This window comes from Phenylobacterium ferrooxidans, assembly GCF_042714595.1.
Taxonomy (GTDB): Bacteria; Pseudomonadota; Alphaproteobacteria; order Caulobacterales; family Caulobacteraceae; genus Phenylobacterium; species Phenylobacterium ferrooxidans.
In genome coordinates this window covers 40,077-65,735 of sequence record NZ_JAOTJD010000025.1, presented here as the reverse complement: position 1 = coordinate 65,735, position 25,659 = coordinate 40,077, and the positions used below count along the sequence as shown (strand labels likewise).

Genomic DNA, 25,659 nt, shown 5'->3' with positions numbered 1-25,659 from the left:
GGCGTCGGCGGGCGTGGCGGCGGCGGCCGGCGGCAGGGCGGGCTCGACGGCGGCGGTCTGCACGGGCGGCAGGGGGGTCAGGACGGTGCCGGCGTCATCGGCGGCGGCCAGGGCGCCGGTGGCGTCGACGCCGACGTCCAGGGCGCCGGTGGCCACGCCGTTCTTCTTGGCGCATTCCGACAGAGTGACCTCGCCGACGTACTGGCCGGCCACGAAGCAGCGCAGGGGCCGAGCGGGGTCGATGCCGCCGTCGTCGGCGGTGGTGGTCTCCACCACCAGGCCGCCCTGCGACGCGGGCGGGGCGGTGTCCCTGTCGTTACGGGTCTTGGAGACCATGCCGATGGCGATGCCGAGCCCAGCCATCAGCGCCAGGGCGCCGCCGATCAGGGCCAGCACAATCCGTCGATCATTGAACATATCCATGGCCTCTCGCTAGACCGCGCGTGTGACGGTTTCAAGCGTTCGTGATCGGCAGGCGATCTAGCCGCCGCCGCCGAGGCGGTCGAGGGCGGCCTGGTAGTTGGCGATCTGGTTGGTCAGATAGGCCGGGACATTGCCCGTCGCCTTGGCCTTTTCGGCCTTCCTCTGGGCCTCCGGCGTCGCGGCCTCCTTGAGGTCCTTGTAGGCGGTGCGGATCACATTGAGGGCCGAGGCCAGCTCGGCCTTGGCATGGGAGATCTCCTCGGCGTTGCTGAGGTTCATCGCCTCGTCGAGGCCGAGACCGTAGAAGGTCCCCTTCCCGTCCGCCGAGGTGGTCTTGCCATCCTTGCTCAGCACCGTGGTGCGCACCACGCCCTCGGGAATCCCCAGCAGGGCCAGGGCGTCGCGGCCGGACTTGCCGGGCGCGAACTCCAGGATGTTGCGCGGATTCTGCGGCTTGATCTGAAGCTTGCGCTGGCCGTCGGAGGTCACGACACTGACGTCGGCCTGGTAGTTCAGGCCGCGCTTCAGCTTGGTGACCAGGCTCTCCATGGTCTCTCCGGCCTCGATGGTGATGGTCTTGAACGTGCCGCCGTTGCCGCCCTTGACCTGGAACTGGTCGCCCGGCCGCACGGCGCTGACCGCGCTGAGCTGGACGGAGTCGGTCATGTCCAGCGTGCCCTTGGGCAGGCCCAGGCGGTCCAGGGCGCTAGCCCCGGAATTGTCCACGGCGATGGCGGTGGGGGTGGCGTAGCCGTCCTTGCCGGTGAACCGGCGGGTGAAGCCGGTGTCGCCGGTGTCAAGGTTCAGCTCGGTGAGGAAGCCGTCCTTCTTGCCCTTGGCGTCAAGGTCGGGAAGGTCCGTGCCCGCCTGGCCGGTGAGATAGACCCGCCCCTCGGACAGGGCCATGCCGGTCACCTTGTCGTCGCCGGCGCCGCCGTAATAGGCCAGCCGGTCGCCGGCGCCGGCGCTCAGGTCGGCGGAGATCCGCGCGGCGAAGGCGTCGAGACCGCTGGTGTAGGCCCGGGTGGTGACGCCGGCCGACAGGCTGTCGCCGCCGGCCGAGCCCGCGATCACCAGCTGGCCGCCGTCCAGGGCGAGGCCCGCGATGGCGCCGCCCGACAGGTCGCCCAGGTCGCGCGTGGCGGTCTCCACCGGGCTCCCGCCGGAGATGTCGAAGCGGTGGATGACCGCGCGCCCCTCCTCGTTGTTGGCCAGGATCAGGGAGTCGCCGTCCACCACCAGGCCGCCCGGACGGTCGGAGCCGGCGGAGCCGACGCTCTGGACGAACAGGGTGGTGACCTTGTTCTTGGCGTCGGCCTTGAAGCCCTCGACATAGCTGTCCCAGCCGCCGAGCCCGGTGGTCCCGGGCAGGCTGGATTGGGCGCGACCAGCGACATAGACGCTGCCGTCGGCGCCGAAGGCGATGCTGGTGGCCTCGTCGTTCTGGCGCGCGCCGCGGCGCTCGGTCCAGAGTTCCTGGCCATCGCCGTCCATGACGGTGACGAAGCTGTCGGACTGGGTGGCGAAGCTGCCGGTGGTGCCGGAGTTCAAGGCGCCCTCGGCCGCGCCGCTCAGGTCGCCGGTCACCTTGCCAGCGATGGCGATCTTGCCGTCGGCCGAGACGGCCAGGGCCATGCCGGTGGCGTTGGACGACGCCCCCAGGGTGCGGGTGAACAGCAGCTTGCCGGCGGAGTCATACTTCAGCAGGGCGACATCCTGGTCGCCCTTGATGGTCTGGCCGGAGACCTTGTCGGAGACATCGGCCAGGACATAGACCGACCCGTCGGAGGCGACCTGGGTGGCGTGGACCGTGCCCACGGACTTTTCCATGTCCTTGGCCCAGACCCGGCCGTCGACATAGTTGGCCTCGCCGGTGGCCTGGGGCGGCGGCGTCACGTCGGCCGTGTCGGTCTGGACCTTCAGCAGCTGGCTGACGATCACCCCGTCCTTGGTGGCGGACTTGCCGTCGGGATCGGGATTGCCGACGCTTTGGGCGAGGTAGATGGCCGGCTCGGTCTTGGGGGCCGAGAAGGTCAGGGTGTCGCCGGAGTCGATGTTGAACTTCATCGCCCACTGGTCGGGATTGACGCCGACCTTGGTGGCCTTGCCGCCGATCTGGATCATGCGGTCGCCGCCAGGGATGCGCAGGGACGAAACGCGGGTCCCGACCTCGGCGGCCTCCAGCTTGCTGTTAATGTAGGACAGGACGTTGCTCATGCTGCGCGGCGTCGCGCCCATCTCGTTGAGGTCGATGGCCACGTCGTGAACGACATTCACCCGCTTGATCGAGATGTTGAACTTCACCTCGCCCTGGAAGGCGTCGATCGGCGCGCTGACGTTTCCCGACACCAGCGGCGGCGTCGTGTAGTCGGTCTTGGCGCGGGTCACCCCGACGGTGGACTTGGCCTTGTCGGCCACGGTGGCCGTGGTCAGGCGCAGCTGGTCCAGGTCGAGCTTGTCGGTATAGGCGGTGATCTCGCTCAGGCCCTTGGCGAACACCGACTGGATGCGCGCCTTGTCGGTGCTGCTGAGGTTCTTGCCGCCCATCTGATCGACCACACCGGCCAGGGTGTCGATGCCCTGATAGAGGGCGAACAGCTTCTTGTAGTCGGCGCTGGCGCCGGCGAGGTCGAGCTGGGCGGCGTCCTCATTCACCAGCTTGCGGCCGAGCATGGCGTTCTTGACCGCCGTGGTCATCAGCGACGGGGTGTTGGAGGCGGTCTGGGCGCCCGGCAGCCACGGGGCGCTCGGGGCGTACTTCTTGGCCGGCGCACCGCCACCGGCCGACGTCAGGGGCACGCCGGCGCGGCCCTGGTAATAGTTCAGCAGAATGTTGGTGTCGAAGGTGATGGTCATGAATTGCCGTCCGCGGACGTAGATCCGCGACCAGATCTTCGCACGTCAGGCAATGACGAGGGGTTAAGCCACAGAGTTAAGACGACAAAGGCCCGGGCGCGAAACGCCCGGACCTCAAGACGTTCCCGGTGTGGGGACGCGCGCAACTTACTTGAACAGCGACAGGATGATCTGCGGCGCCTGGTTGGCGATCGAAAGCGCCTGGGCGCCCAGCTGCTGCTGGACCTGGAGGGCCTGCAGGTGGGCGCTTTCCTTGGCCACGTCGGCGTCCACCAAGTTGCCGATCCCGGCCTGAAGCACGTCGGTCAGCTTGGAGACGAACTTGTTGTGGTTCTCGATCTGCTTGGCCTGGGCCCCCAAGGCGCCCAGGGCCTGGTTCACATTGCTGATCGAGGCGTCGAGGTCGATCAGCGCCTGGGTGGCGTCCGCGATGGTGTTGATCGAGGCCGTGGGCAGCATGGTGATGATGCCCATGCCCAGGCTCATGTCTTGCCCGGAAAGGGTGATGTAGGCGTTGGCGTCGGCGTTGGCGAGGAAGCGGATGGAGGTGGTGGTGCCGTCCAGGATGTCGGCGCCGTCGAAGTTGGCGTTCTGGCCGACCTGGCTGATCTGCCGCAGGATCGACTTGAAGTCGGCGTCCAGGGCGGTGCGGGAATTGGTATCCAGCGAGGGGTCCTGGGCGGAAACCACCTTTTCCTTCAGCTGGACGAGAAGGTCGGAGATCGACTCGCCGGCCGCCATGGAGACTTCGGCGATCGACTGGGCCCGGTCCAGGCTCATCTTCACCGCCGAGAGGGCGCCGATGTCGGCGCGCTGCCCCTGGGCGATGGACCAGACCGAGGCGTTGTCCTTGGCGTTCGCGATCGACAGGCCCGTATTGATACGGTTCTGAACGTCACTCAGTTCATCGTTGGTCTTGTTCAGGTTCTGCAGCGCGACGAGGGCTGACTTGTTGGTATGAACGCTGATTGACACTACCCGGCCTCCTTGGCGCGCCCGCCCCCTTCAACCGGCTCTTTTGCGAGTCGGTGGGACCGGTCTTCCTGCGCTGGAAGCTATGGAATCATGGTGTCCAGAAGGTTAACGCCCATATGGGAGCGGCTGCCGACCGGTTTCCCGGGGCAGTGAGACCATGCAGATTCAGAGGCTGTTGAGCCTCGTCAGACCTTGGCGCGGATTACCGTGCCGGCGGCGTAGCCCTCTTCCTCCCGCATCTTCAGGAGTTCTTCCCTCGGATACTGCGCCACAATGTCACCGGTCCGCCGGTCGACTGTCTTGTAGACGTAGGAGCCGGCCTGTTCCTCGATGACCAGCCGGAAGTCCGCCTGACTTTCGTCCCCGGCCGCGATCCTGACCGCGAGCGGTGCGGGCGCGGCGTGAACCTGCGGTTGCTGGTTGAGGGTCCGGTCGGTGATCGACGCCAGTTTTGTAGCCTTGGTTTCCATTTCTCCCTTCGTTGACGGGGGGTGCCCGTGAACGTCCCTGTTTGACCGAAATCGGCGGGGAGGACTTCGCCCTCCCCGCCAGGTCCGGCCGGTGACGAGGCGTCGCCGCCTCGCGCGCCTGCCCTAGCCGCGGAAGAGGCTGAGCAGACCCGAAGACGAGCTGTTGGCGATCGAGAGCGCCTGGACACCCAGCTGCTGCTTGGTCTGCAGCGAGGTGAGGCGGGCGCTTTCCTTGGCCAGGTCGGCGTCGACGAGGTTGCCCACCCCGGCGTCGATCGAGTCCTGCAGTTTGCCGATGAAGGTCAGGTGGGCGCCGAGCGACTTGGAGCCCGTACCCATCTTCGACAGAGCGGTCGAGACCGTGGTGATCGCTGTACCGACGGTGGCGATCATGGCCGCGGCTGTCGTCTGGGTCGAGATCGAGCCCGTGCTCAAACCGATGCCGGCCAGGGACAGGTCCTGGGCCTGGACCGTGATCTTCGAGCTGCCGTCGTCATTGGCCAGGGCGGCGATGGTGGTGCCGGTGGCGCTGATCATGTTCACGCCGTTGAACGTGGCGTTTGAGACCGACTTCGCGATCTGGTCGCGCATGGCGTTGAAGTCGTCGTTCAGGGCTGTCCGCGAAGCGGTGTCGAGGCTGGAGTCGGACGCTGCCAAGGCCTTTTCCTTCATCTGCAGAAGCAAATCGGAGACGGCTTCACCACCGGCGATGGCGACATCGACGGTGGATTGCGAACGTTGCAGGGAGTCCTTGACCGCGTTCAGGGAGCCGGAGGTCGCACGCTGGTTCTGGGCGATGGCCCAGATGGCGCCGTTGTCCTTCGCCGAGGCGATCTTCTTGCCGGTGTTGACGCGGTTTTGAACCGTCATCAGGTCGGCGTTCGTGGCGTTGAGGTTCTGAAGGGCGACCATCGCCCCGACGTTGGTATTGACGCTATTCGGCATCAGAGGTGTCCTTTTTTTCAGGTCACCGGTCTGCATTTTGCTGACCGCAGGCATTTTGCCCACGTGGTTAAAAGCAAATTTCGGGCCAGGTCAGAGCCAGCGCCCACGGGCTATCGGCCCGCCACAAAATACTGAAATGGTTGGATTAAACCCTTGTTAGGGACGTTTGCGCACGGCAGGACTTGCCTACCTCAACGGCGCTTGGGCAGAAATTGCCGACCTCATGCGGCAAACGGCGCCCAGCAGTTCAAAGAGCTCGCCGGGCGGGGCCACCCCTTTCGGGGGGCGCCCGCCCGGCGCTGCGACCAACTAGCTGCGGAACAGGGACATAATCGTCTGTGGCATCTGATTGGCGATCGACAGCGCTTGGACACCGAGTTGCTGCTTTGTCTGTAGCGAGGTGAGCCTTGCGCTCTCCTTGGCGAGGTCGGCATCGACGAGGTTGCCCACGCCGGCGTCGACCGCGTCCTGTAGCTTGTTGATGAAGGTCAGGTGGTTGGCGAGCGACTTGGAACCGGTGCCCAGCTTTGACAGAGCGGTCGAGACATTCGCAATAGCGGTCGCAACCGAAGTGATCATAGTCGTGGCGCCTGCTTGTGTCCCAATAGAGTCGGTCGACAACAGCCCCACCGCGCTGCCGGGAGTGTCGAGGGACATATCCTGAGCCAGCACCGTGAGCCTGGAATTTCCAGATTCATCGGCGAGGGCCGAGATCGTCACCGCACCACCGACACCCGCTCCGTTCAACATATTCACGCCGTTGAACGATGCGTTCCCGACCGCCTTCTGGATCTGGTCGCGCAGGGCCATGAAGTCTTCGTTCAGGGCATTGCGGGACGCGCTATCCAGGCTGCTGTCGGAGGACGCCAGGGCCTTTTCCTTCATCTGAAGCAGAAGGTCGGAAACCGTCTCCCCACCAGCAATGGCGACGTCGACCGTGGACTGACTGCGTTGCAGTGAATCCCGGACGGCGTTCAACGATCCGGACGCCGCACGCTGGTTCTGGGCGATCGCCCAGATAGCGCCGTTGTCCTTGGCGTTCGCCACCTTCTTGCCAGTGTTGATGCGGTTCTGAGCCATCGCCAGGTCGGAGTTGGTCGCATTGAGGTTTTGGAGCGCGACCATCGCGCCCACGTTGGTGTTCACCGAATTAAACGGCATTTGGGATCCTTCCATTCTGGTCGGGAGAGAGTTTGCGGCTTTTGCCTGCGGGGCGGGTTTTTCGCCTTGCCAACACCCTCGCAAGCGGCGGGCCAGTTCTGGCCGCGCGTTCACTTTTTAAGATGATGATTTTATTGAATAATATTTCCGCCCGTGGGGAGGCGAATTAATCATACCGGGGATGATTTGCCGCCTCGGCATGACTTGCCGGGAGGAAAGCAACGCCCCCTCCGGCAGGACTCGATTCTGCCTAGTGGAGCAAGATGCTTGCCGGGGCGGGGTGGCCTGGCCGCTACCAGCCCATGTCGGAGACGGTGGACGCACTGTCGACCGCGGCTTCAAAGACGCTCAGGTCACGGACGAACAGCGAGGTGCACCACTCGAGCTTGTTCACCGGTCCAGGACCGTAATAGTCGATCCGGCGGAAGCCCGCGGCGTGCAGCATCTGGTAGGCGGCGTTGTACTGCCAGCGGTCGGAGTTATCGAACAGGATGAAGCCGCCCGGCTTGAGATGGGAGATCGCCACCCAGGTGCTCAGGACCCTGGCCATCCCGTCGATGACGATGACGTCGAAGTGGGCCTTGGGGAAGGCCATGATCTCGGTGGCGTAGGCGACGAACTCCTCAGACATCAGGCCGTGCAGCCTGTTGTGCGCCCCCTTGGGGGACAGGGGCAGATTGGGCGGATCGGCGAAGAAGGGGGCGACCGCCGCACGGCGCGCCTCGTCGACCGCCTCGTCCATCTCACGCACGACGATCCTGAGGTTGGCTTGGGCGCCCTCGGCCACGTGGGCGGCCCAGCGGCTGTCGTGCTCGACGCTGGTGACCTCGGCGACCTTGCCTGACCACCAGAGGGATGACCCGCCGCAGCCGTACTCGAACACCTTGAAGTCGGGCCGAACGATCCGCGAGAGCTGGATGAAGGCCGGATAGGTGATCCAGGGCACCACGCCATCCTTGTTGCGCGGGATGCCGTCCAGGCTGTCGAACCAGCCGCGTGTCTCGAGATAGCCCTGCGCGAACTGGTAGATGTGGGTGTTCAGGTCGGCGTGTTCCTTGATGTCCATCTGCGCCTGCCCCGAGAACCGCTGAACGAAATCAGGCCAGGCCGCTTTTCAGCAGGCCATCGAAATAGACGATGGTGCGGGTCAGGCCCTGCTCCAGGGCGATGGTCGGCTGCCAGTCGTCCAGCAGGGCGCGCGCCTTGGATATGTCGGGCTGGCGCTGCTTGGGATCGTCCGACGGCAGGGGCTGGTAGGTGATCTTCGAAGCCGAGCCGGTCTGGGCCACCACCATCTCGGCCAGAGCCTTGATGGTGAACTCGCCAGGATTGCCGAGGTTGATGGGACCAGTGACCTCGTCGCCGGTGGCCATCAGGCGGATGAAGCCTTCCACCAGGTCATCGACATAGCAGAAGGACCTCGTCTGCAGGCCCTCGCCGTAGAGGGTGATCGGCTCGCCCCTCAGGGCCTGCATGATGAAGTTGGAGACCACGCGGCCGTCATTGGGATGCATGCGCGGGCCGTAGGTGTTGAAGATCCGCGCCACCTTGATCTGCAGCCTGTGCTGACGGTGGTAGTCGAAGAACAGGGTCTCGGCGCAGCGCTTGCCCTCGTCGTAGCAGGAGCGGATGCCGATGGGGTTCACATTGCCCCAGTACTCCTCCACCTGCGGATGGATGGTGGGGTCGCCATAAACCTCGCTGGTGGAGGCCTGGAAGATCTTGGCCTTCCGGCGCTTGGCCAGGCCCAGCATGTTGATGGCGCCGTGCACGCTGGTCTTGGTCGTCTGCACGGGATCGAACTGGTAGTGGATCGGCGAGGCCGGGCAGGCCAGGTTGTAGATCTCATCGACCTCGGCGAAGAGCGGGAAGGTCACGTCGTGACGCAGCAGCTCGAAGTTCGGATTGGCCAGCAGGTGGGCGACGTTGCGCCGCGAGCCGGTATAGTAGTTGTCGACGCACAGGACCTCGTGGCCCGCCTCGATCAGACGTTCGCACAGGTGCGAACCGACAAAGCCGGCGCCGCCGGTCACAAGTATGCGCTTCATGCCGTCCGCCCCACCTTGAAACCCCCAACCTAGACTGAGTCTCCGCGCCGTGGGTTGGGCGTCACTGCGCGGCCGCGCCCTCCCCCGCCCCTTCCAGGCTCGAGGTGTCGAAGCCATGGAACAGGGACAGGAAGCGGAACGGATTGGCCTGATAGGACGGGTACATGACGTTGTTGATGTCGGTGGTGGTGTCGAAATAGGCGAGGGTCGGCGAGGGGCCCCGGGCCACCAGGTGGTGGCGAGCGAAGATCAGGGCGACCTGGTCGATCCAGCGGGTCACCGCAGGGCGGGCCAACTCGCGTTCGATGTAGTCGCGGAGGAAGGCCAGGAAGACCTGGGCGCCGGCCGTGGGGTTCACCAGCAGAAGGTTGGCGGTCAGGCGGGAGCCGGCGTTGAAGCTGATCTCGTTCTCATTGAACATCACATCGGCGGGCGCGGCGCGGGCCAGCAGGTCGGCCACGCCGCGCTGCAGGATCAGGTCGATATCCGAGACGAAGACCGGGCGCTCCAGGCGCGCCAGCAGGGTTCCCAGACGCTGGAACCGCACGCACTGGAAGTGGGCGACCGGGCGAGCGATGAAGCCCTTGGGCGGCGCGTCATAGACCTTGGTGGTCACCGCAGCGGCGTCGAAGTCGTCGCCCGCGAAGATCAGCCGCTCGTCGCTGATCCCGACCCCGGCCGCGATGGCCGCCAGCTGATCCTTGCCGCCGATCACGTGAATGACGATCAGGCTCGGCACATCGGAGTACTTGAGCACCGAAAGCGCATACCAGCGGGCGTAGAGGTCGACATAGGTCTGGTCGGCGGCGGCGAAGAACACCGCCTGGGCGCCCAGCCGATCGGCCGTGGCGCGCACGCTGTCCCAGTCAAGGGCGGCGCCGGTGGAGGACACGAAGGCGAGCTCGGATTCCGGGGCCGGGGCTGGGGTCGGGGCGTTGACGGCCGCCAGGTCCACGGCGTCCAGCAGCAGGCGGTAGTGCTTATGCCAGCCCTCCCACTCCGACCCAGGCTCGACCACCACCTCCAGCGCGGCCGCGGCGGCCAGAAGCGCGGCGATCTGCGCCTCGCTGCTGGGGGTCAGGGGCCGGCAGAGGATCAGGCTGACCACATCGTGGATGTCGCGCAGACGCAGCAGCGGGTGCAGGTCACCGGGCGCGAGCGCCAGGGCCATCTTCTCGGCGATCTCGGCCAGGGCCGGATCGGCGGCGACCGGCGGCGCGGCTGGGGGCGGCAAGGTGCGGGTGGCGGCGGCCATGACGATCTGGGCGACATGGTTGGAGGGATCGACCTTCAGCAGGGCGCGGGCGTAGCGCTCCACCTCGCCCCACCGCTTTAGCACCTGGTTGCAGCTCATCGCGGCGGTCAGCATCGGTTCGCTGTTGGGGATCAGGGCCACCAGGGCGGCGGCATAGCGCTCGGCCTCGACGGTCTCGCCGGCCTCCAGGTGGGCGTTGAACTTGCCGATCGCCGGCATGGCGCGGGTCTGGATCTCCTCCAGCAGGCTATTGGGATTGGCCCTGCCCTGCCGGATGAACCGCAGGGCGCGCAGGACATCCAGGGTCCGGTCCTGGGCGGTGTAGATCTCGATCAGGGCCCACAGCGCCGGCTCGTCGTGCGGGCGCAGGGCGATCAGGTTTTCGAAGACCGTCTGGGCGTCGGCTGTTCGGCCCTCGGCCGCCAGGGCCTGGCCCAGCTGGAACAGGGCCTGGGTCGAGGCGCTGGCCCGCTTGCTGCGGCGCTCGAACAGCACGTCGATCTGCAGCAGGCCGTTCTGGCGCACGTCGTCCAGGCGATGGAACTCGACGATCTCGGCGCAGTGGAAGCCCATGGCGTCCAGCTGGGCGAACACATCCTCGGCCTTGGCGCCGCCGATGTTGTACTCGACCATCGAGACCTCGAGCAGGATGTAGTCGGCCTGCGCCAGGACGGTGGCCCCGCCCTTCAGCACGTCGACCTCGGCGCCCTGGGTGTCGATCTTCACAAAGTCGAAGCGGCGACCGGCGAACAGGTCGTCGATCCGCACCTTGGGCACGGCGTGCTTGAGGACCTTTTCCTCGCTGAAATAGTGGGTGTCCTCGCGGTAGAGGGAGACGCCGGTGGACTGCAGCCAGTCCTTGCTGAGGAACAGCTCGGCCACGCCCGCCGTGTCGGAGGCGGCCACCATGTGCCGTTCGAAGCCCAGCTTCACCAGCTCGGGCTCACAATAGGGATTGGGCTCCACCAGGGTCGGGACGCAGTCGGGATAGACCTGCAGGAACCCCTCGGTGAACCCGCCGATGTTGGCGCCGACGTCCAGCATCGAGGCCGGCTCATAGCCCTGGTCGCGGAGCGCTTCGAGAACCTTCCGAGTCATGCGTCTTCCAGTTCAGGCGCGCGCGGGCGCTGGGCGGTCAGTCGGCCGCGGCGCGGCGAAGGCGGGCCTGGGGTTCGGACACCGGCGGTTCGCCCTCGGCCAGGGCGATGTCCTGCTGGGTCCAGAGGCGCGCGTCGGGGGGAATGGGCCGGGCCAGGTGCCGCCGGGCCAGCTGGGCCTTGTAGAGACCGTGGTAATCCTCGATGGCCAGGACCTCCTGGCCCTCGTGATCATGATCGACGCCGGCCTTCATATAGGCGTCGAGATTGGTGAGGTCGGGGCGCGGCAGGGCGCCCTGCTGATAGTCCACCACCATGGTCGCGTAGAGGTCCTCCAGGCTGCTCACCAGCTTCTCCATGTTGAAGAGGTCGCAGGTGTCGCGGTTGGCCTCGAGCTGGGCCTTGTAGGCCGCGATCTGAGCGCGGTCCTGACCCAGGGCGACGGCGCGCTCGACGTATTCGTCAGGGCTGGCGCAGACCAGGTCCACCAGGCCTGAGGCCCGCACCAGGCTGCCGCAGACCCGGGCGGCGAAGCCACGGCCCGAAAGGGTGACCATCGGCACCCCCATCCACAGGGCGTCCGAGGCGGTGGTGTGGGCGCCGTAGGCTCCGGTGTCGAGGAACAGGTCGGCCAGGGGGTAGCGGGCCAGGTGCAGGGCGTTGTGCAGCTTGGGGGCGAAGATCAGGCGCTCGGGCGCCACCCCCTGCCCCGCCGCGAAAGCCAGCAAGCGGGCATGGGTCTCGGCGGTGCTCTCCAGCAGCCAGAGCACGCTGCCCTCCACCCGCTTCAGGATGGTCAGCCAGCGCTCGAAGGTGGCGCGGCTGATCTTCTGGGCGCCGTTGAAGCAGCAGAAGACGAAGGCGTCGTCGGGCAGGCCGGCCTCGGCCCGGGTCGGACGCTCGGCCGCCACCACCCGCTTGCGGTCGTTGGGCTGGTAGCAGGGCAGCCGCACGACCTTTTCGGAATAGTAGATCTCCGAGCCCGGCGGCACGATCCAGCCATCGGCGATGATGTAGTGGTGGTAGGGGCTGCCCATGGTGCCGGGATAGCCCAGCCAGTTGACCTGGATCGGGGCCGGCCGCAGGGCGAAGACGCCGGTGCGGCACTCGCGGGTATGGCCGTTGACGTCCACCAGGATGTCGATGCCGTCTTCCGCGATCTTCGCGGCCGCCTGGGCGTCGCTCATCGGCCGGATGTCGGTCCAGTGCTCCACGGCGGCGCGGGTGCGCAGGCTCAGGGCGTCCACCGAGGGGATGCCGCAGTAATAGGCGAAGACCTCAACCTTGGCCTTGTCGTGCAGCTCCCACAGCTCGGCCATCAGATAGCCCACCGCGTGGTCGCGCAGGTCCGAGGAGATGTAGCCCACCCGCAGGCGGCGGCCCTGGACGTCGATGGGCGCGTGCCGGCGATCCTCGCCCGCCGAGGCCAGGGGCGTCTCGGCGGTGAGGCCGACATAGCGCGCGGCGGCGGCCAGCTGCAGCAGGGGGTCGTCGGTATAGGCGGCCATGGAGAGGGGGTGGATGTTGGTGACCAGGTCGGCGCTCTCAAGTCCCGGCAGCGGCTCGACCACCGGCCATTTGCACTGGACCAGCCGCATGGCCAGGTACTGCTCGATCACGTCACGCTGGGTGGGGTCGAGGGTCAGGGTCTCGCGCAGGACCTGTTCGGCGGCCTCGATCTTCTGGGTGTCGGCGAGGATGCGGGCCAGCTGCTTGAGGGTCGACAGCTTGTAGCCGAACCCCTGGCCGGTGATGGCGGAGACCTTCTGCAGGGCGGTCTGCCACAGGGCGATGGCCTCGTCGGGCTGGCCGCTGCGCTCGAGCACGCCGCCCAGGTTGATGTAGCCCGGCATGAAGTCCGGATCGAGGGTGATGGCGGCGGTCAGGGCCTCGATGGCGCCGGGCAGGTCGCCGGACTGGGTCTGCAGGCAGCCACGGTTGAAATGGGCCACATAGAGCTGCGGATGGGTGGGGTTGAGCGCGCCCCAGACCTTGTAGAGCTGCTGGGCCAGGTCGCCCCTGCCCGCCCCGCTCAGGGCATTGGCGGTATTGATCAGCTCGGCCAGACCGAGGGTCTCCGCCGTGGCCTTCTGCAGCGCTGCGAGGAAGAGATCCTGGGACATTATGGTCTCGCGCCTGCCCTTCCAGCCGTGCCGGACCCGCTCGGCCGGCGACTCGGCCAGGGGATCCCGTCACCCTGTTGTGGCGCCTCCGGAGCCTGGATTCCAGACCGGGAACCGCAATGCGACCATCCGCGCCGAGCCCGGAGGCCCGGCGCGGAAGATCACGCCCGCCTTGGTCAGGTGGAGGCGATGTAGGCGGCGACCTGATCGTTATCCAGGCTCTGCACCTGGGTGGCGGTCATGGCGTTCAGCAGGGTGGCGTCCATGCCCGAGATGCTGGTCGCCGACAGTCCATCGAGCTGGGTGGCGGTAAGCCCGGTGATCTGGGTCGTCGCCAGCGCGTTGGCCTGGGTCGCATCGAAGCCGGCGATGACGGTGGCCGACAGCGCCCCGATCTGGGTCGAAGTCAGGGCCGCGAACTGGGTGGTGGCCAGCTCGCCGACATCGGTGGTCGACAGGCCCCTCAGCTGGGTGGTGCTCAAGGCCTTGACCTGGGTGGTGCTCAGGGCCGCGGTCTGGGTCGAGTCGAGGGCGGAGACCGCTGTCGCCGTCAGGCCGGGGATCTGGGCCGCCGTCAGGGCCGCGATCTGGGTGTCGGCGAACTCGGCCACGTCGGTGACGTTCAGGCCCGAAAGCTGGGTCGCGGTCAGGCCCTTCACCTGGGTGGTGGAGAGCGCCTGGAACTGGGTCGTGTCGAGCGACGAGATGTTCGTCGCCGTCAGCGCCCCAAGTTGCGCCGCCGACAGGGCGTTGATCTGGGTCGAGTTCAGATCGCCGAAGTCCGTCGTGCTCAAGGTCTTCAACTGGGTGGTGGTCAGGCCCGCGACCTGGGTCGTGGAGATCGCACCCACCTGGGTGGCGTCCAGGGTCGAGAGGCTGGTGGCCGACAGGGCCCCGATCTGCGCCGCGGAGAGAGCCTCGATCTGGGTCGTGTCCAGGGCTCCGATATTGGTGGCGGTCAGAGCCGCGAACTGGCTGGCGCTGAGGGCCCCGATCTGGGTGGCGGCGAACTCGCCGATATCGGTGGTGGAGAGGCCGGCGAGCTGGCTGGTGGTCAGCGCCTTCACCTGGGTGGTGGAGAGCGCCGCCACCTGGGTGGCGTCCAGGGCCGAGAGCCCCGTGGCCGTCAGGGCCGAGACCTGCGCCGTGCTCATCGCGCCCACCTGGGTCGCGGTGAATTCGCCGATGTCGGTGGTCTGCAGGCTCTTCAGCTGGGTGGCGGTGAGGCCTTTCACCTGGGTGGTGGAGAGCGCCGCGACCTGGGTGGCGTCGAGGCTGGAGAAGTTGGTGCTGGTCAGGGCGCCGACCTGGCTGGCCGACAGCGCCCCGATCTGGGTCGAGGTCAGCTCGCCGAAGTCGGTGGCCGAGAGGTTGGCCACCTGGCTGGTGGTCAGGGCGCCGACCTGGGTGGTGGTCAGGGAGGCGGTCTGTGTGGCGTCGAGGGCCGACAGGGCGCTGTTGCTCAGGGCCGAGATCTGGGTGGTGGCCAGGGCGGCGATCTGGGTGTTGTCCAGGCTCTGAATGCTGGTGGCCGAGAGGGCGCCGATCTGGGCCGCGGTCAGGCCGCCGACCTGGGTCGCCGACAGTTCACCGAGGTCAGTGGTGTCGAGTCCTCTCAGCTGGGTCGCGTTCAGGCCGCGGACCTGGGTGACAGAGAGCGCCGCCACCTGGGTCTGGTCGAGGGCCGAGATGTTGGTGGCGGTCAGGGAGCCCAGCTGGGTCGGGCTCAGGGCGCCGATCTGACCCGCGGAGAGTTCGCCGATGTCGGTGACGTTGAGGCCGGTGAGCTGGGTCGTGGTCATGCCCTTCACCTGGGTGGTGGAGAGGGCCGCGACCTGAGTGGCGTCCAGAGCGGAGAAGGCGTTGGCCGTCAGGGCGCCGACCTGGTTCGCCGCCAGGGCGCCGATCTGGGTCGAGGTGAATTCGCCGATATCGGTCGCCGACAGCGCGCTGAGCTGGGTCGTCGCCAGACCCTTGACCTGGGTGGTGGAGAGGCCGCCCACCAGGGTGGCGTCCAGGCTGGCCAGGTTGGTGGCCGTCAGGGCGCCGAGCTGACCCGCCGAGAGCGAGCCGATCTGGGTCGAGGTCAGCTCACCGAAGTCGGTGGTGGACATCGACCGCAGCTGGGTCGCGGTCAGGCCGGCCACCTGGGTGGTGGTCAGGGCGCCGGTCTGGGTGGCGTCCAGGGCCGAGAGGTTGGTCGCCGAGAGCGAACCGATCTGGGCCGCCGTCAGGGCGCCGACCTGGGTGGCGTCCAGGGCGGTGATGTTGGTGGTGGTCAGGGCGCCTAGCTGGCTGCTGGTGAGCACCCCGACCTGGGTGCTGGTGAATTGCCCGATGTCGGTGCTGTCCAGACCCCGGATCTGGGTCGTGGTCAGGGCCTTGACCTGGGTGGTCGACAGCGCCGCGGTCTGGGTGGCGTCCAGGGCCGCGATGCCGGTGGAGGTCACGGCCGCGATCTGGGCGGTGCTGAGCGCCGAAATCTGGGTGGCGGTGAATTCGGCGACGTCGGTTCCGCTCAGCGCGTTGAGCTGGGTGGTGGCCAGACCCTTGACCTGGGTGGTCGAGAGCGCCGCGACCTGGGTGGCGTCCAGGGAACCGAGGTTGGTGGCGGTGAGCGCCCCCAGCTGGGCCGCCGACAGCGCGCCGATCTGGGTCGAGGTCAGTTCACCGAAGTCCGTGGTGCTCAGGCCCCGGAGCTGGCTGGTGGTGAGGCCGCCAACCTGGGTGGTGGTGAGGCCGCCGATCTGGGTGGCGTCCAGGCCCGAGAGGCTGGTGTTGGACAGGGCGCCGACCTGGGCGGCCGTCAGGGCGCCGAGCTGGGTGGTGTCCAGGCTGCCGAGGCTGGTGGAGGACAGGGCGCCGATCTGCGCCGCCGACATGGCGCCGATCTGGGTCGAGGACAGTTCGGCCACATCGGTGGTGTCCAGGGCCCTGAGCTGGGTCGTGGACAGCGCCTTAACCTGGGTCACGGAGATCGCCGCCACCTGGGTGGCGTCGAGCGCGGCGATGTTGGTGGCGGTCAGGGCGCCGAGCTGGCTCGGAGTCAGAGCCCCGATCTGGGTGTCGGCGAACTCGGCGATGTCGGTGGTGGAGAGGCCGGCGAGCTGGCCGGCGGTCAGCGACTTCATCTGGGTGGTGGAGAGCGCCGCCACCTGGGTGGCGTCCAAGGCCGAGACATTGGTCGCCGTCAGGGCCGCCAACTGGGTGCCGCCGAGCGCGCCCACCTGGGTCGAGGTGAGTTCCCCGATGTCGGTGGAGGTCAGAGCCGACAGTTGGGTGGTCGCCAGGCCCTTGACCTGAGTCGTGGTCAGAGCCGCCGTCTGGGTGGCGTCCAGGCTGGAGATGTTGGTGGCGGTGAGGGCGCCGACCTGGGCGGCCGAGAGCGCGCCCAGCTGGGTCGAGGTCAGTTCCCCGAAGTCCGTGGTCGAGAGGCTCTTCACCTGGGTGGTGGTCAGGCCGCCGATCTGGGTGGTGCTGAGCAGGGCGGTCTGGGTCGCGTCCAGGGCCGAGAGGCTGGCGGTGGAGAGCGCGCCGACCTGGGCCGCGGTGAGGGCCCCGATCTGGGTCGCATCGATCGCCGCCAGATTGGTGGAGGTGATGGCGCCGACCTGGGTGGCGGTCATGGCGCCGATCTGCTGGCCGGAGAACTCACCGATGTCGGTGACCTCCAGGCCCCTGAGCTGGGTCGTTGTGAGCGCCTTGACCTGGGTGGTGGAGAGCGCCGCCACCTGGGTCCCGTCGAGGGCCGAGATATTGGTGGCTGTCAGGGACGCGATCTGGGCGTTGGACAGCGCCCCGATCTGGGTGGCGGTGAATTCGCCGATGTCGGTGGCGCTCAGCGCCGAGAGCTGGGTGGTGGCCAGACCCTTCACCTGGGTGGTGGAGAGGGCCGACACCTGGGTGGCGTCCAGGGCCGAGAGATTGGTCGAGGTCAGCGAGGCCAGCTGGTTGGCGCTCAGGGCGCCGATCTGGGTGGAGGTGAGCTCGCCGAAGTCGGTGGTGCTCAGGGACCTGAGCTGGCTGGTGGTCAGGCCGCCCACCTGGGTGGTGGTGAGGCCGCCGATCTGGGTGGCGTCCAGGCCCGACAGGCTGGTGTTGGACAGGGCGCCGACCTGGGCGGCCGTCAGGGCGCCGAGCTGGGTGGTGTCCAGGCTGCCCAGGCTGGTGGAGGACAGGGCGCCGATCTGCGCCGCCGACATGGCGCCGATCTGGGTCGAGGACAGTTCGGCCACATCGGTGGTGTCCAGGGCCCTGAGCTGGGTGGTGGACAGCGCCTTGATCTGGGTGGCGCTGATCGCCGCCACCTGGGTGGCGTCGAGGGCGGAGATGTTGGTGGCCGTCAGGGCGCCGAGCTGGCTCGGAGTCAGGGCGCCGATCTGGGTGTCGGCGAACTCGGCGATGTCGGTGGTGCTGAGACCGGCGAGCTGGCCGGCGGTCAGGGACTTCATCTGGGTCGTGGACAGCGCCCCGACCTGGGTGGCGTCGAGGTTGGAGACGTTGGTCGCCGTCAGGGCGGCCAACTGCGTGCCGGCCAGGGCCCCGATCTGGGTGGCGGTGAACTCACCGATATCGGTGGCGCTCAGGGCGGAGATCTGGGTCGTCGCCAGGCCCTTGACCTGGGTCGTGGAGAGCGCGGCGGTCTGGGTGGCGTCCAGGCCGGAAATGTTGGTGGTGGTCAGGGCGCCGACCTGGGCGGCCGAGAGCGCGCCCAGTTGGGTCGGGGTCAACTCGCCGAAATCGGTGGTGGAGAGACCCTTCACCTGGGTGGTGGTCAGACCGCCCACCTGGGTGGTGGTCAGGCCGCCGATCTGGGTCGCGTCCAGCCCCGAGAGGCTGGTGGCCGACAGGGCGCCGATCTGGGCCGCCGAGAGCGCGCCGAGCTGGGTGGTGTCCAGGCTGCCGAGGCTGGTGGAGGACAGGGCGCCGATCTGGGCCGCCGACATGGCCGCGACCTGGGTCGAGGACAGTTCGCTGACGTCGGTGGTGTCCAGCGCCCTCAGCTGCGTGGAGGTGAGCGCCTTGATCTGAGTGGTGCTGATGGCCGCCACCTGGGTGGCGTTCAGCGCCGACAGGTTGGTGGCGGTCAGCGCGGCCAGCTGGCCGGTGGCCAGGGCCCCGATCTGGGTGTCGGCGAACTCGCCGATGTCGGTGGTGGACAGGCCGGCGAGCTGGCCGGTGGTCAGGGACTTCACCTGGGTGGTGGAGAGCGCCGCGACCTGGGTGGCGTCGAGGGCCGAGATGTTGGTGGCCGAGAGCGCCGCGATCTGGCTGCCGCCGAGCGCGCCGATCTGGGTGGTGGTCAGTTCGCCAATGTCGGTGGCGTTGAGGCCCGAGAGCTGGGTGGTCGCCAGGCCCTTCACCTGGGTGGTGGTCAGGGCCGCCGTCTGGGTGGCGTCCATCGACGAGACGTTGGTGGCCGACAGGGCCCCGATCTGGGCGGCCGACAGGGCGCCGATCTGGGTCGAGGTCAGTTCGCCGAAGTCGGTGGTCGACAGGTTCTTGAGCTGGGTGGTGGTGAGGCCGCCGACCTGGGTGGTGGTCAGCGAGCCGGTCTGGGTGGCGTCCAGGGTCGAGAGGCTGGTGGTCGACAGGGCGCCGATCTGGGCGGCCGTCAGGGCGCCCAGCTGGGTGGCGTCCAGCGCGCCGATATTGGTGGAGCTCAGGGCCGCGATCTGGGTCGCGGCCATGGCCGCGATCTGCGTGCCGGCGAGCTCAGCGACGTCGGTGGCGTCGAGGCCCCGCAGCTGGCTGACCGACAGCGCCTTGACCTGGGTGGTGGAGAGCGCGGCCGTCTGGGTGGCGTCGAGGGCCGAGATGTTGGTGGCCGTCAGCGACGCGATCTGGGCGTTGGACAGGGCCCCGATCTGGGTGGCGGTGAATTCGCCGATGTCGGTGGCGTTGAGGGCGGAGAGCTGAGTGGTGGCCAGGCCCTTGACCTGGGTCGTGGACAAGGCCGCCGTCTGGGTGGCGTCCAGAGCCGAGATGTTGGTGGCCGACAAGGCCCCGAGCTGATTGGCGCTCAGGGCGCCGATCTGGGTCGAGGTGAGCTCGCCGAAGTCGGTGGTGCTCAGGGACTTGAGCTGGCTGGTGGTGAGGCCGCCCACCTGGGTGGTGGTCAGCGAGCCGATCTGGGTTCCGTCCAGGCCCGAGAGGCTGGTGGCCGACAGGGCGCCGACCTGGGCGGCCGTCAGGGCGCCCAGCTGGGTGGAGTCCAGGCTGGCCAGGCTGGCGGAGGACAGGGCGCCGATCTGGGCGGCCGACATGGCGCCGACCTGGGTCGAGGACAGTTCGGCCACATCGGTGGTGTCCAGCGCCCGGACCTGGGTCGCCGAGAGCGCCTTGATCTGGGTGGTGCTGATCGCCGCCACCTGGGTGGCGTCGAGCGCCGAGATGTTGGTGGCCGTCAGGGCGCCGAGCTGGCTCGGAGTCAGGGCGCCGATCTGGGTGTCGGCGAACTCGGCGATGTCGGTGGTGCTCAGGGCGGCCAGTTGACCTGTGGTCAGGCCCTTGACCTGGGTCGTCGACAGCGCGGCGACCTGAGAGCCATCGAGGGCGGAGACCGCGGTCGCCGTGAGGGCGCCGATCTGGCTGCTGGAAAGGGCGCCGACCTGGGTGGTGGTCAGTTCGCTGACATCGGTGGCGCTGAACGACTTGAGCTGGGTGGTCGTCAGGCCACCGAGCTGGGTGGTGGTGAGAGCCGCCGTCTGGGTGGCGTCCAGGCTCGAGATGGCCGTCGCCGACAGGGAGCCCAGTTGGGCGGCCGACAGGGCGCCGATCTGGGTGGAGGTCAGCTCGCCGAAGTCGGTGGTCGACAGGGTCTTGAGCTGGGTGGTGGTCAGGCCGCCGACCTGGGTGGTGGTGAGCGAACCCGTCTGGGTGGCGTCCAGCGCAGAGAGACTGGCGGCGCTCAGGGCGCCGACCTGGGTCGAGCTCAGGGCGCCGACCTGGGTCGAATCCAGGGCGCTGACCTGGGTGGTGGCCAGAACGCCAACCTGCGCCGCCGTCAGGGCGCCGATCTGGGTGCTGGAAAGCTCACCGATATCGGTGGTGCTGAGGCCCTTGAGTTGGGTGCTGGTGAGCCCCTTCACCTGGGTCGTGGACAGGGCCCCGATCTGGGTGGTGTCCAGGGCGGAGATGTTGGTGGCGGAGAGCGCCGCGACCTGACCGGCCGACAGGGCGCCGACCTGGGTGGCGTCGAGTTCGCCGATGTCGGTGGTGGTCAGGCCCGCCAGCTGGGTGGTGGTCACCCCCTTGATCTGGGTCGCGGTGAGCACGCTGGTCTGGGTGTCGTCGAGGCCCGAGAGGTTGGTGGCCGAGAGCGCGCCGATCTGCGTCGCGCTGAGAACCGCGATGTGTGAGGTGTCGAGAGCGCCGAGCTGGGTGGAGGTGAGCGCCTTGACCTGGGGGGCGCTGAAGACCTGAAGCTGCGCGGTGTCGAAGACGATGGTTGTGTCGAAGTGCGGGATCTGGGTGGCGGAGAGCCCCTTGACCTGGGTGGCTGAGAGCGCCCCGACCTGGGTGGTGTCGAGGGCCGCGATCCCCGTGGTGTTGATCGCCCCGACCTGGGTCGCGCTGAGCGACTGGATCTCCGTCTGGGAGAGACTCTGAATAACGGTGACCGAGAGGGCGCCGATCTGAGCCGCCGAGAGGCTGGAAATCGCCATGTGAGCTTCCTAGTCGAGAATTTTGAGCGCGGGTTCAGGTCGATCGAAACGCAATAGATATGGAGAGCGCGATACTACCTGGACGCGTTTCCCCGACCCCACCCACAACAGAAACACTTACCAGTGTGTTACGATGATTCTTGGGGCCCAACGCCGTTATCCATTGGGGCCCGAAGTGTTGGGACAGATTACAGCCGGGGGCGCAGGTGCTCGGTCCCGCTGGTCTTCAGCGGACGGAGAAATGGCGTTACGAGATCGCTCGCCTTCCCTTCCAACCGGCCCGTTCGCCTGGGGGTTCCCCAGGGGGCCGTCACTTTCCCGCCGCGTCGCCGACACAATCAGCACCCGTTGCCAGGCTTGGGGTTGCGGCGTCCCGCACACGCCGATCGCCCTGCCCTGTCGCACGAGTGGGGCCGCGCTAGTCGAGCTCGGAGTTCGCCAGGACGGCGGCGTCCGGAGCACCGTTCGGCGCCGGCGACGCGGGAGATCGCGGGTACGCGACGCCGCGCGGACGGGGCCCCGCGACCTTAGAGCGCAGGCCGCAGATTTACGGTGAAGCTTCAGCAAAATCGGCCCGCGCCCCGGCCCGGAAGCCGACCACGCACCGCGATTTCAGATTGATTCGGCTGATTCGCTAGCGGCTCAGGCGGCCTCGGCCGCGCCGCCGCTCAGGCCCTGCATGATCATGCGATTGATGTCGATCAGGTCCTGGATGTCCTCCTGGCCGCGGATCGCCATGCTGGTGTGTTTGCCGACCCAGATGGCCAGCGAGATGATCGAGGCGCGCAGGGACTCCGGCAGGGCGTTTTCCGGCGCGCCGCAGTCGGTGGCGAAGGCCGACCACATGCGGCGATTCCAGTCGAGCGCATCGGCGCGGCCGCTCAGATCCGAGGGATCGAGCTTGGCCGCCTCCATGAGGGCGCGCGTCACCTGGCCGAAGAGACGATACTCCGTCTCGCGGGAGGTTTCGGCCCTAGCCGCGGTCTGCTGGTACGCTCGAAGCGACATTCGTCCCCAACCTCTGATCTTCGTACTCGATGAGCTTCCGGCAGAGCATCAGCGCCTTGTAGTATTCCTTTTCCATGCAGTGCTTTGAGATCGCCACGCACTCCGAGAGCACGGCGGGGTTCCGGATCACGCCCATGAATTCGGTCAAGCGGTGAACGAACTCGTCGTAGTAGCGGGCGGCGCCGGTCTCATCGAGGTACATCATCATCACCGGGAAGTAGATCCGGCGTGCCGGTGTGTTGACCTCTTCTTGCTGCATGATGTCCTTCTCGCGAAGGACCGAGGCCTTGTTCTGGAGGATCAGGACGCCACGGCGGTCGCCATTCTGGACGACTGCGCCGTTCAGCACGAACTTCTCGCCGGGTTTCAGCGACAATTTCAGCGGCACGACCCAATTCCCCCAAAATAACCTGCGCCGAGACGGCGCGAATTCCTGACTTGGCCTGTCCCGGGCGAAAGCTTCGTTCCGGTACATACGACGCATAACCGGACGTTAGTTAACGACGCCTTGCGACGACCTGCGGCGTATGTGCTGAGAGTCTCAGGCCGCCCCATGGTTAGCTCGGGGTTAACCATGACCACCTGTATTGGCGGCATACTCGCCCAGACGACTCACGAGGACCCCGGTTCATGCCGCGTTCGGCCAAGCCTACCGCCACCTCGCCCCTGGCGCTGGAATCGCGGACCGCGCCCACGCCGATCCGGCTGGCGGCCGAGGCCATGGGGTCGGGCGGCGACCGCACCGCGCTGAAGAAGCTGAACGCCGCCATTGGCGAACTGAAGACCCTGGCGATCCAGCCGCTACTGCAGAGCGCCGTCAACGCCCTGCGCAAGCAGGACCATGAGCGCGGCGCGGAGTGGGCGCTGAAGGCGCTGGAGCAGGACGAGCGCAGTGGCTTCGCATGGTACATGCTGGCGATCGCGCGCGAGATGGCCGGCGACTTCAAGGGCTCCATCACCTGTTACGAGGCGGCGCTCGCCCTCCTCCCCGACCATGCCGAACTGGCGAACAACCTGGGCCGCCTGGCCTACCGCCTGGGGCAGCTCACGGTGGCCGAGCAGTTGTTCCGGCACTTCCTGGCCCGCTTCCCCGACCACCCCGAGGGGGCCAACAACCTGGCCTGCGCCCTGCGCAGCCAGGGCCGGTTCGACGAGGCGATCGAGGTGCTCAAGGGCGCCCTGACCAAGGATCCCGCCCATCCCATTGTCTGGAACACCCTGGGCACCGTGATGTCCGAGCAGGGTGATCCGGTGAACGCGCTGGTCTTCTTCGAGGAGGCGTTGCGCCAGGACGCGGGCTTCGCCAAGGCGCGCTACAACCGCGGCAACATGCGGATGGCGATGGGCGAGATCGCCGCGTCCCTGGTCGACTGCGAGACGGCGCTGCGCCAGACGACCCTGGAGTCCGAGCGACAGATGATGCGTCTGTCGCGCTCCACCATCCTCATCAACCTGGGCCGCATCGGCGAGGGCTGGGACGACTACGAGGCGCGCCTGCATCCGCAGTTCGCCGACTCCACCCAGTTCATCACCGACCGCCCGTCCTGGCGGCCCGGCGAGGCGCTGGCCGGCAAGTCGCTGCTGGTGATCGGCGAGCAGGGCCTGGGGGACGAGATCCTGTTCGCCAACCTGCTGCCCGATGTCATAGAGTCCCTGGGGCCTGAGGGGCGGCTGACCCTGGCGGTCGAGCGGCGCCTGATCCCGCTGTTCCAGCGCTCCTTCCCCACCGCCGAAGTCGGGAGCCACACCACCTTCAGCCACGAAGGCCGCGCCATGCGGACGGTTCCGTTCATGGCGGGTCGCCTGGACAGCGTGGACCTGTCGGTCCCCATGGGCTCGCTGCTGCGCCAGTTCCGCCGCTCGGTGGCCGACTTCCCGCAGCGCGAGCGGTTCCTGATCGCCGATCCGGACCGGGTGGCCCACTGGCGGGAGGTGCTAGCGACCGCACCAGCCGGCATGAAGGTCGGCCTGCTGTGGAAGAGCGCCATCGCCAGCGCGGGCCGCCACCGCTTCTTCTCGCCCTTCGAGCAGTGGGCGCCGATCCTCCGCACCCCCGGCGTCTGTTTCGTCAACCTGCAGTACGGCGACTGCAGCGAAGAGATCGAACACGCCCGGCGGGAGCTGGGAGTCGAGATCTGGACGCCGCCCGGCATCGACCTGAAGCAGGATCTCGACGATCTGGCCGCCCTCACCTGCGCCCTGGACCTCACCCTGGGGTTCGCCAACGCCACCTCCAATATCGCCGCCGCCTGCGGCGCGCCCTGCTGGCTGATCTCCACGCCCGGCGCCTGGCCAAGGGTCGGGACCGACCGCTATCCCTGGTATCCGCAGATGCGGGTCTTCCTGCCGCCGGGCTTCCGGCAATGGGAGGCGGTGATGGACGAGGTGGCCGAGGCTCTGGCGCGGTTCCAGGGGTCATGATCGCGCCGCCGGACACTGGCCGGACGCCCGCGGCGATCCCGCCCCTCGTGCTGATCTATGGGGTGTTGGGGCTCGCGCCGTTCCTGGCGCCCCCTCTGGTCGGCCGGCTCGCGCCGCACCTCTCTGGGCTGGCGGCGACCGGGCTGGCGCTGTACGGCGGCCTCATCCTCTCCTTCCTCGGCGGCGCGCGATGGGGCATGGCGGTCATCGAAGACCGGCCCCGAGGCGCCGTCGTCACCCTGGCCATGATCCCGACTCTCGTGGGCCTCGCCCTGCTGATGCTTCCGCCGTCGGCGCAGACCGCCAAGCTGGCGGGCCTGGCCGCGGCCCTGAGCGTGCATCTGGTGTGGGATCTTCGCAGCCCGGGCCTGCCGTCCTGGTATCCGTCCCTGCGGATCCTGCTGACCGCCGGGGCCGTGGTCGGCCTGGTCGCCGGGGCGGCCTTGCTGAGGGGCTGAGATGGCCTCCAGCCTGGCGATCGTCATCGGCGGCTCCGGCGGGATTGGCCGCGCGCTCGCGCAACGCCTGAGCGACAGCCCCGCCCATGATCTCGTGCTGTCGGTCTCGCGCAAGCGGCCCGAGGGCTGGGTCGACACCGCACGCCAGGCGTGGATCGCAGCCGACATCCTGGACGAAGACAGCCTGGTCCGCGCGGCGGCGCATGCGGCCAGCCTTGGCGTTCCCAGCCGCGTCCTGGTGGCCACGGGGCAGCTACATGGACCTGGTCTGGCGCCCGAGAAGACCATGCGTTCGCTCGACCTCGCCGCCCTCACCGCGCTGTTCGCCACCAATGCGGCGGGGCCGGCGCTGGCGGCCAAGCACTTCCTGCCCCTCACGCCGCGAGACAGGCCGAGCGTCTTCGCCGCGCTCTCCGCCCGTGTGGGCAGCATCGGGGACAATCGCCTGGGCGGTTGGTATGGCTATCGCGCCTCCAAGGCCGCCCTGAACATGCTGATCCACACCCTGGCGATCGAACACCGGCGCACCCGGCCACTGGGCCTGTGCGTCGCCCTGCACCCCGGCACGGTCGACACCACCCTGAGCGCGCCTTTCCAGGGCGGCGTGGCCCCGGACCGCCTCTCGTCCCCACAGCGCTCGGCGCAGAACCTGCTGGAGGTCCTGGACAGGCTGAGGCCTGAGGACACCGGCGGCTTCTTCGCCTGGGACGGAACGTCCATTCCCTGGTGATGGCGACAGAGGAACAGGCTGG

At 67.9% G+C, this 25,659-nt stretch carries 15 protein-coding genes and 1 pseudogene; 3 read left to right on the top strand and 13 right to left on the bottom strand.

The window, feature by feature from the left end:
- The 13 genes and pseudogenes from OCL97_RS13805 to flbT all read right to left on the bottom strand — a co-directional run.
- Positions 1-423: pseudogene (locus tag OCL97_RS13805) on the bottom strand (hypothetical protein); the annotation flags it as partial.
- 57 nt (positions 424-480) lie between these two features.
- Positions 481-3,279, bottom strand: a complete 2,799-nt coding sequence (locus tag OCL97_RS13800; protein WP_377370532.1) for a hypothetical protein — start codon at positions 3,277-3,279, stop codon at positions 481-483.
- A gap of 147 nt (positions 3,280-3,426) precedes the next feature.
- The gene (locus tag OCL97_RS13795; protein ID WP_377370531.1) at positions 3,427-4,254 is read right to left on the bottom strand and encodes a flagellin; all 828 of its coding nucleotides are present in this window, start codon (positions 4,252-4,254) and stop codon (positions 3,427-3,429) included.
- A 185-nt stretch (positions 4,255-4,439) separates the two neighbouring features.
- The gene (locus OCL97_RS13790; RefSeq protein ID WP_304781626.1) at positions 4,440-4,724 is read right to left on the bottom strand and encodes a hypothetical protein; all 285 of its coding nucleotides are present in this window, start codon (positions 4,722-4,724) and stop codon (positions 4,440-4,442) included.
- Positions 4,725-4,847: 123 nt separating this feature from the next.
- The gene (locus OCL97_RS13785; RefSeq protein WP_305703408.1) at positions 4,848-5,672 is read right to left on the bottom strand and encodes a flagellin; all 825 of its coding nucleotides are present in this window, start codon (positions 5,670-5,672) and stop codon (positions 4,848-4,850) included.
- A gap of 306 nt (positions 5,673-5,978) precedes the next feature.
- Positions 5,979-6,830, bottom strand: a complete 852-nt coding sequence (locus OCL97_RS13780) for a flagellin N-terminal helical domain-containing protein (protein WP_304776739.1) — start codon at positions 6,828-6,830, stop codon at positions 5,979-5,981.
- A gap of 292 nt (positions 6,831-7,122) precedes the next feature.
- Positions 7,123-7,896 (bottom strand): O-methyltransferase, encoded by a 774-nt coding sequence (locus tag OCL97_RS13775; RefSeq protein WP_377370530.1) that lies wholly within the window; start codon positions 7,894-7,896, stop codon positions 7,123-7,125.
- A 31-nt stretch (positions 7,897-7,927) separates the two neighbouring features.
- Positions 7,928-8,878, bottom strand: coding sequence for a UDP-glucuronic acid decarboxylase family protein (locus OCL97_RS13770; protein ID WP_377370529.1), 951 nt, complete (start codon positions 8,876-8,878; stop codon positions 7,928-7,930).
- Between the two features lie 61 nt (positions 8,879-8,939).
- Entirely contained in the window at positions 8,940-11,231 is a 2,292-nt protein-coding gene (locus OCL97_RS13765) for an FkbM family methyltransferase (protein ID WP_377370528.1), read from the bottom strand.
- 37 nt (positions 11,232-11,268) lie between these two features.
- Positions 11,269-13,353 carry an O-linked N-acetylglucosamine transferase, SPINDLY family protein gene (locus OCL97_RS13760; RefSeq protein WP_377370527.1) on the bottom strand — a complete coding sequence of 695 codons (2,085 nt, stop codon included), beginning with the start codon at positions 13,351-13,353 and terminating at the stop codon, positions 11,269-11,271.
- 176 nt (positions 13,354-13,529) lie between these two features.
- Entirely contained in the window at positions 13,530-21,020 is a 7,491-nt protein-coding gene (locus tag OCL97_RS13755; RefSeq protein WP_377370526.1) for an ice nucleation protein, read from the bottom strand.
- Between the two features lie 642 nt (positions 21,021-21,662).
- Positions 21,663-22,028, bottom strand: a complete 366-nt coding sequence (gene flaF, locus OCL97_RS13750; protein ID WP_377370525.1) for a flagellar biosynthesis regulator FlaF — start codon at positions 22,026-22,028, stop codon at positions 21,663-21,665.
- Positions 21,994-22,416 (bottom strand): flagellar biosynthesis repressor FlbT, encoded by a 423-nt coding sequence (flbT, locus tag OCL97_RS13745; RefSeq protein WP_304776721.1) that lies wholly within the window; start codon positions 22,414-22,416, stop codon positions 21,994-21,996. The genes flaF and flbT overlap by 35 nt, the downstream gene beginning before the upstream one ends.
- Before the next feature lie 242 nt (positions 22,417-22,658).
- Between flbT and OCL97_RS13740 the strand changes: the two genes are divergently transcribed.
- Genes OCL97_RS13740 through OCL97_RS13730 form a run of 3 tightly spaced genes read left to right on the top strand, consistent with a single transcriptional unit; the run spans position 22,659 to position 25,637 of the window.
- Complete coding sequence (locus tag OCL97_RS13740) at positions 22,659-24,449, top strand: tetratricopeptide repeat protein (protein ID WP_377370524.1); 1,791 nt, start codon at positions 22,659-22,661, stop codon at positions 24,447-24,449.
- Positions 24,446-24,907 carry a DUF3429 domain-containing protein gene (locus tag OCL97_RS13735; protein WP_377370523.1) on the top strand — a complete coding sequence of 154 codons (462 nt, stop codon included), beginning with the start codon at positions 24,446-24,448 and terminating at the stop codon, positions 24,905-24,907. The genes OCL97_RS13740 and OCL97_RS13735 overlap by 4 nt, the downstream gene beginning before the upstream one ends.
- A gap of 1 nt (position 24,908) precedes the next feature.
- Positions 24,909-25,637: an SDR family NAD(P)-dependent oxidoreductase gene (locus tag OCL97_RS13730; protein ID WP_377370522.1), complete on the top strand. Its 729-nt coding sequence runs from the start codon at positions 24,909-24,911 to the stop codon at positions 25,635-25,637.
- Positions 25,638-25,659: the final 22 nt, after the last annotated feature.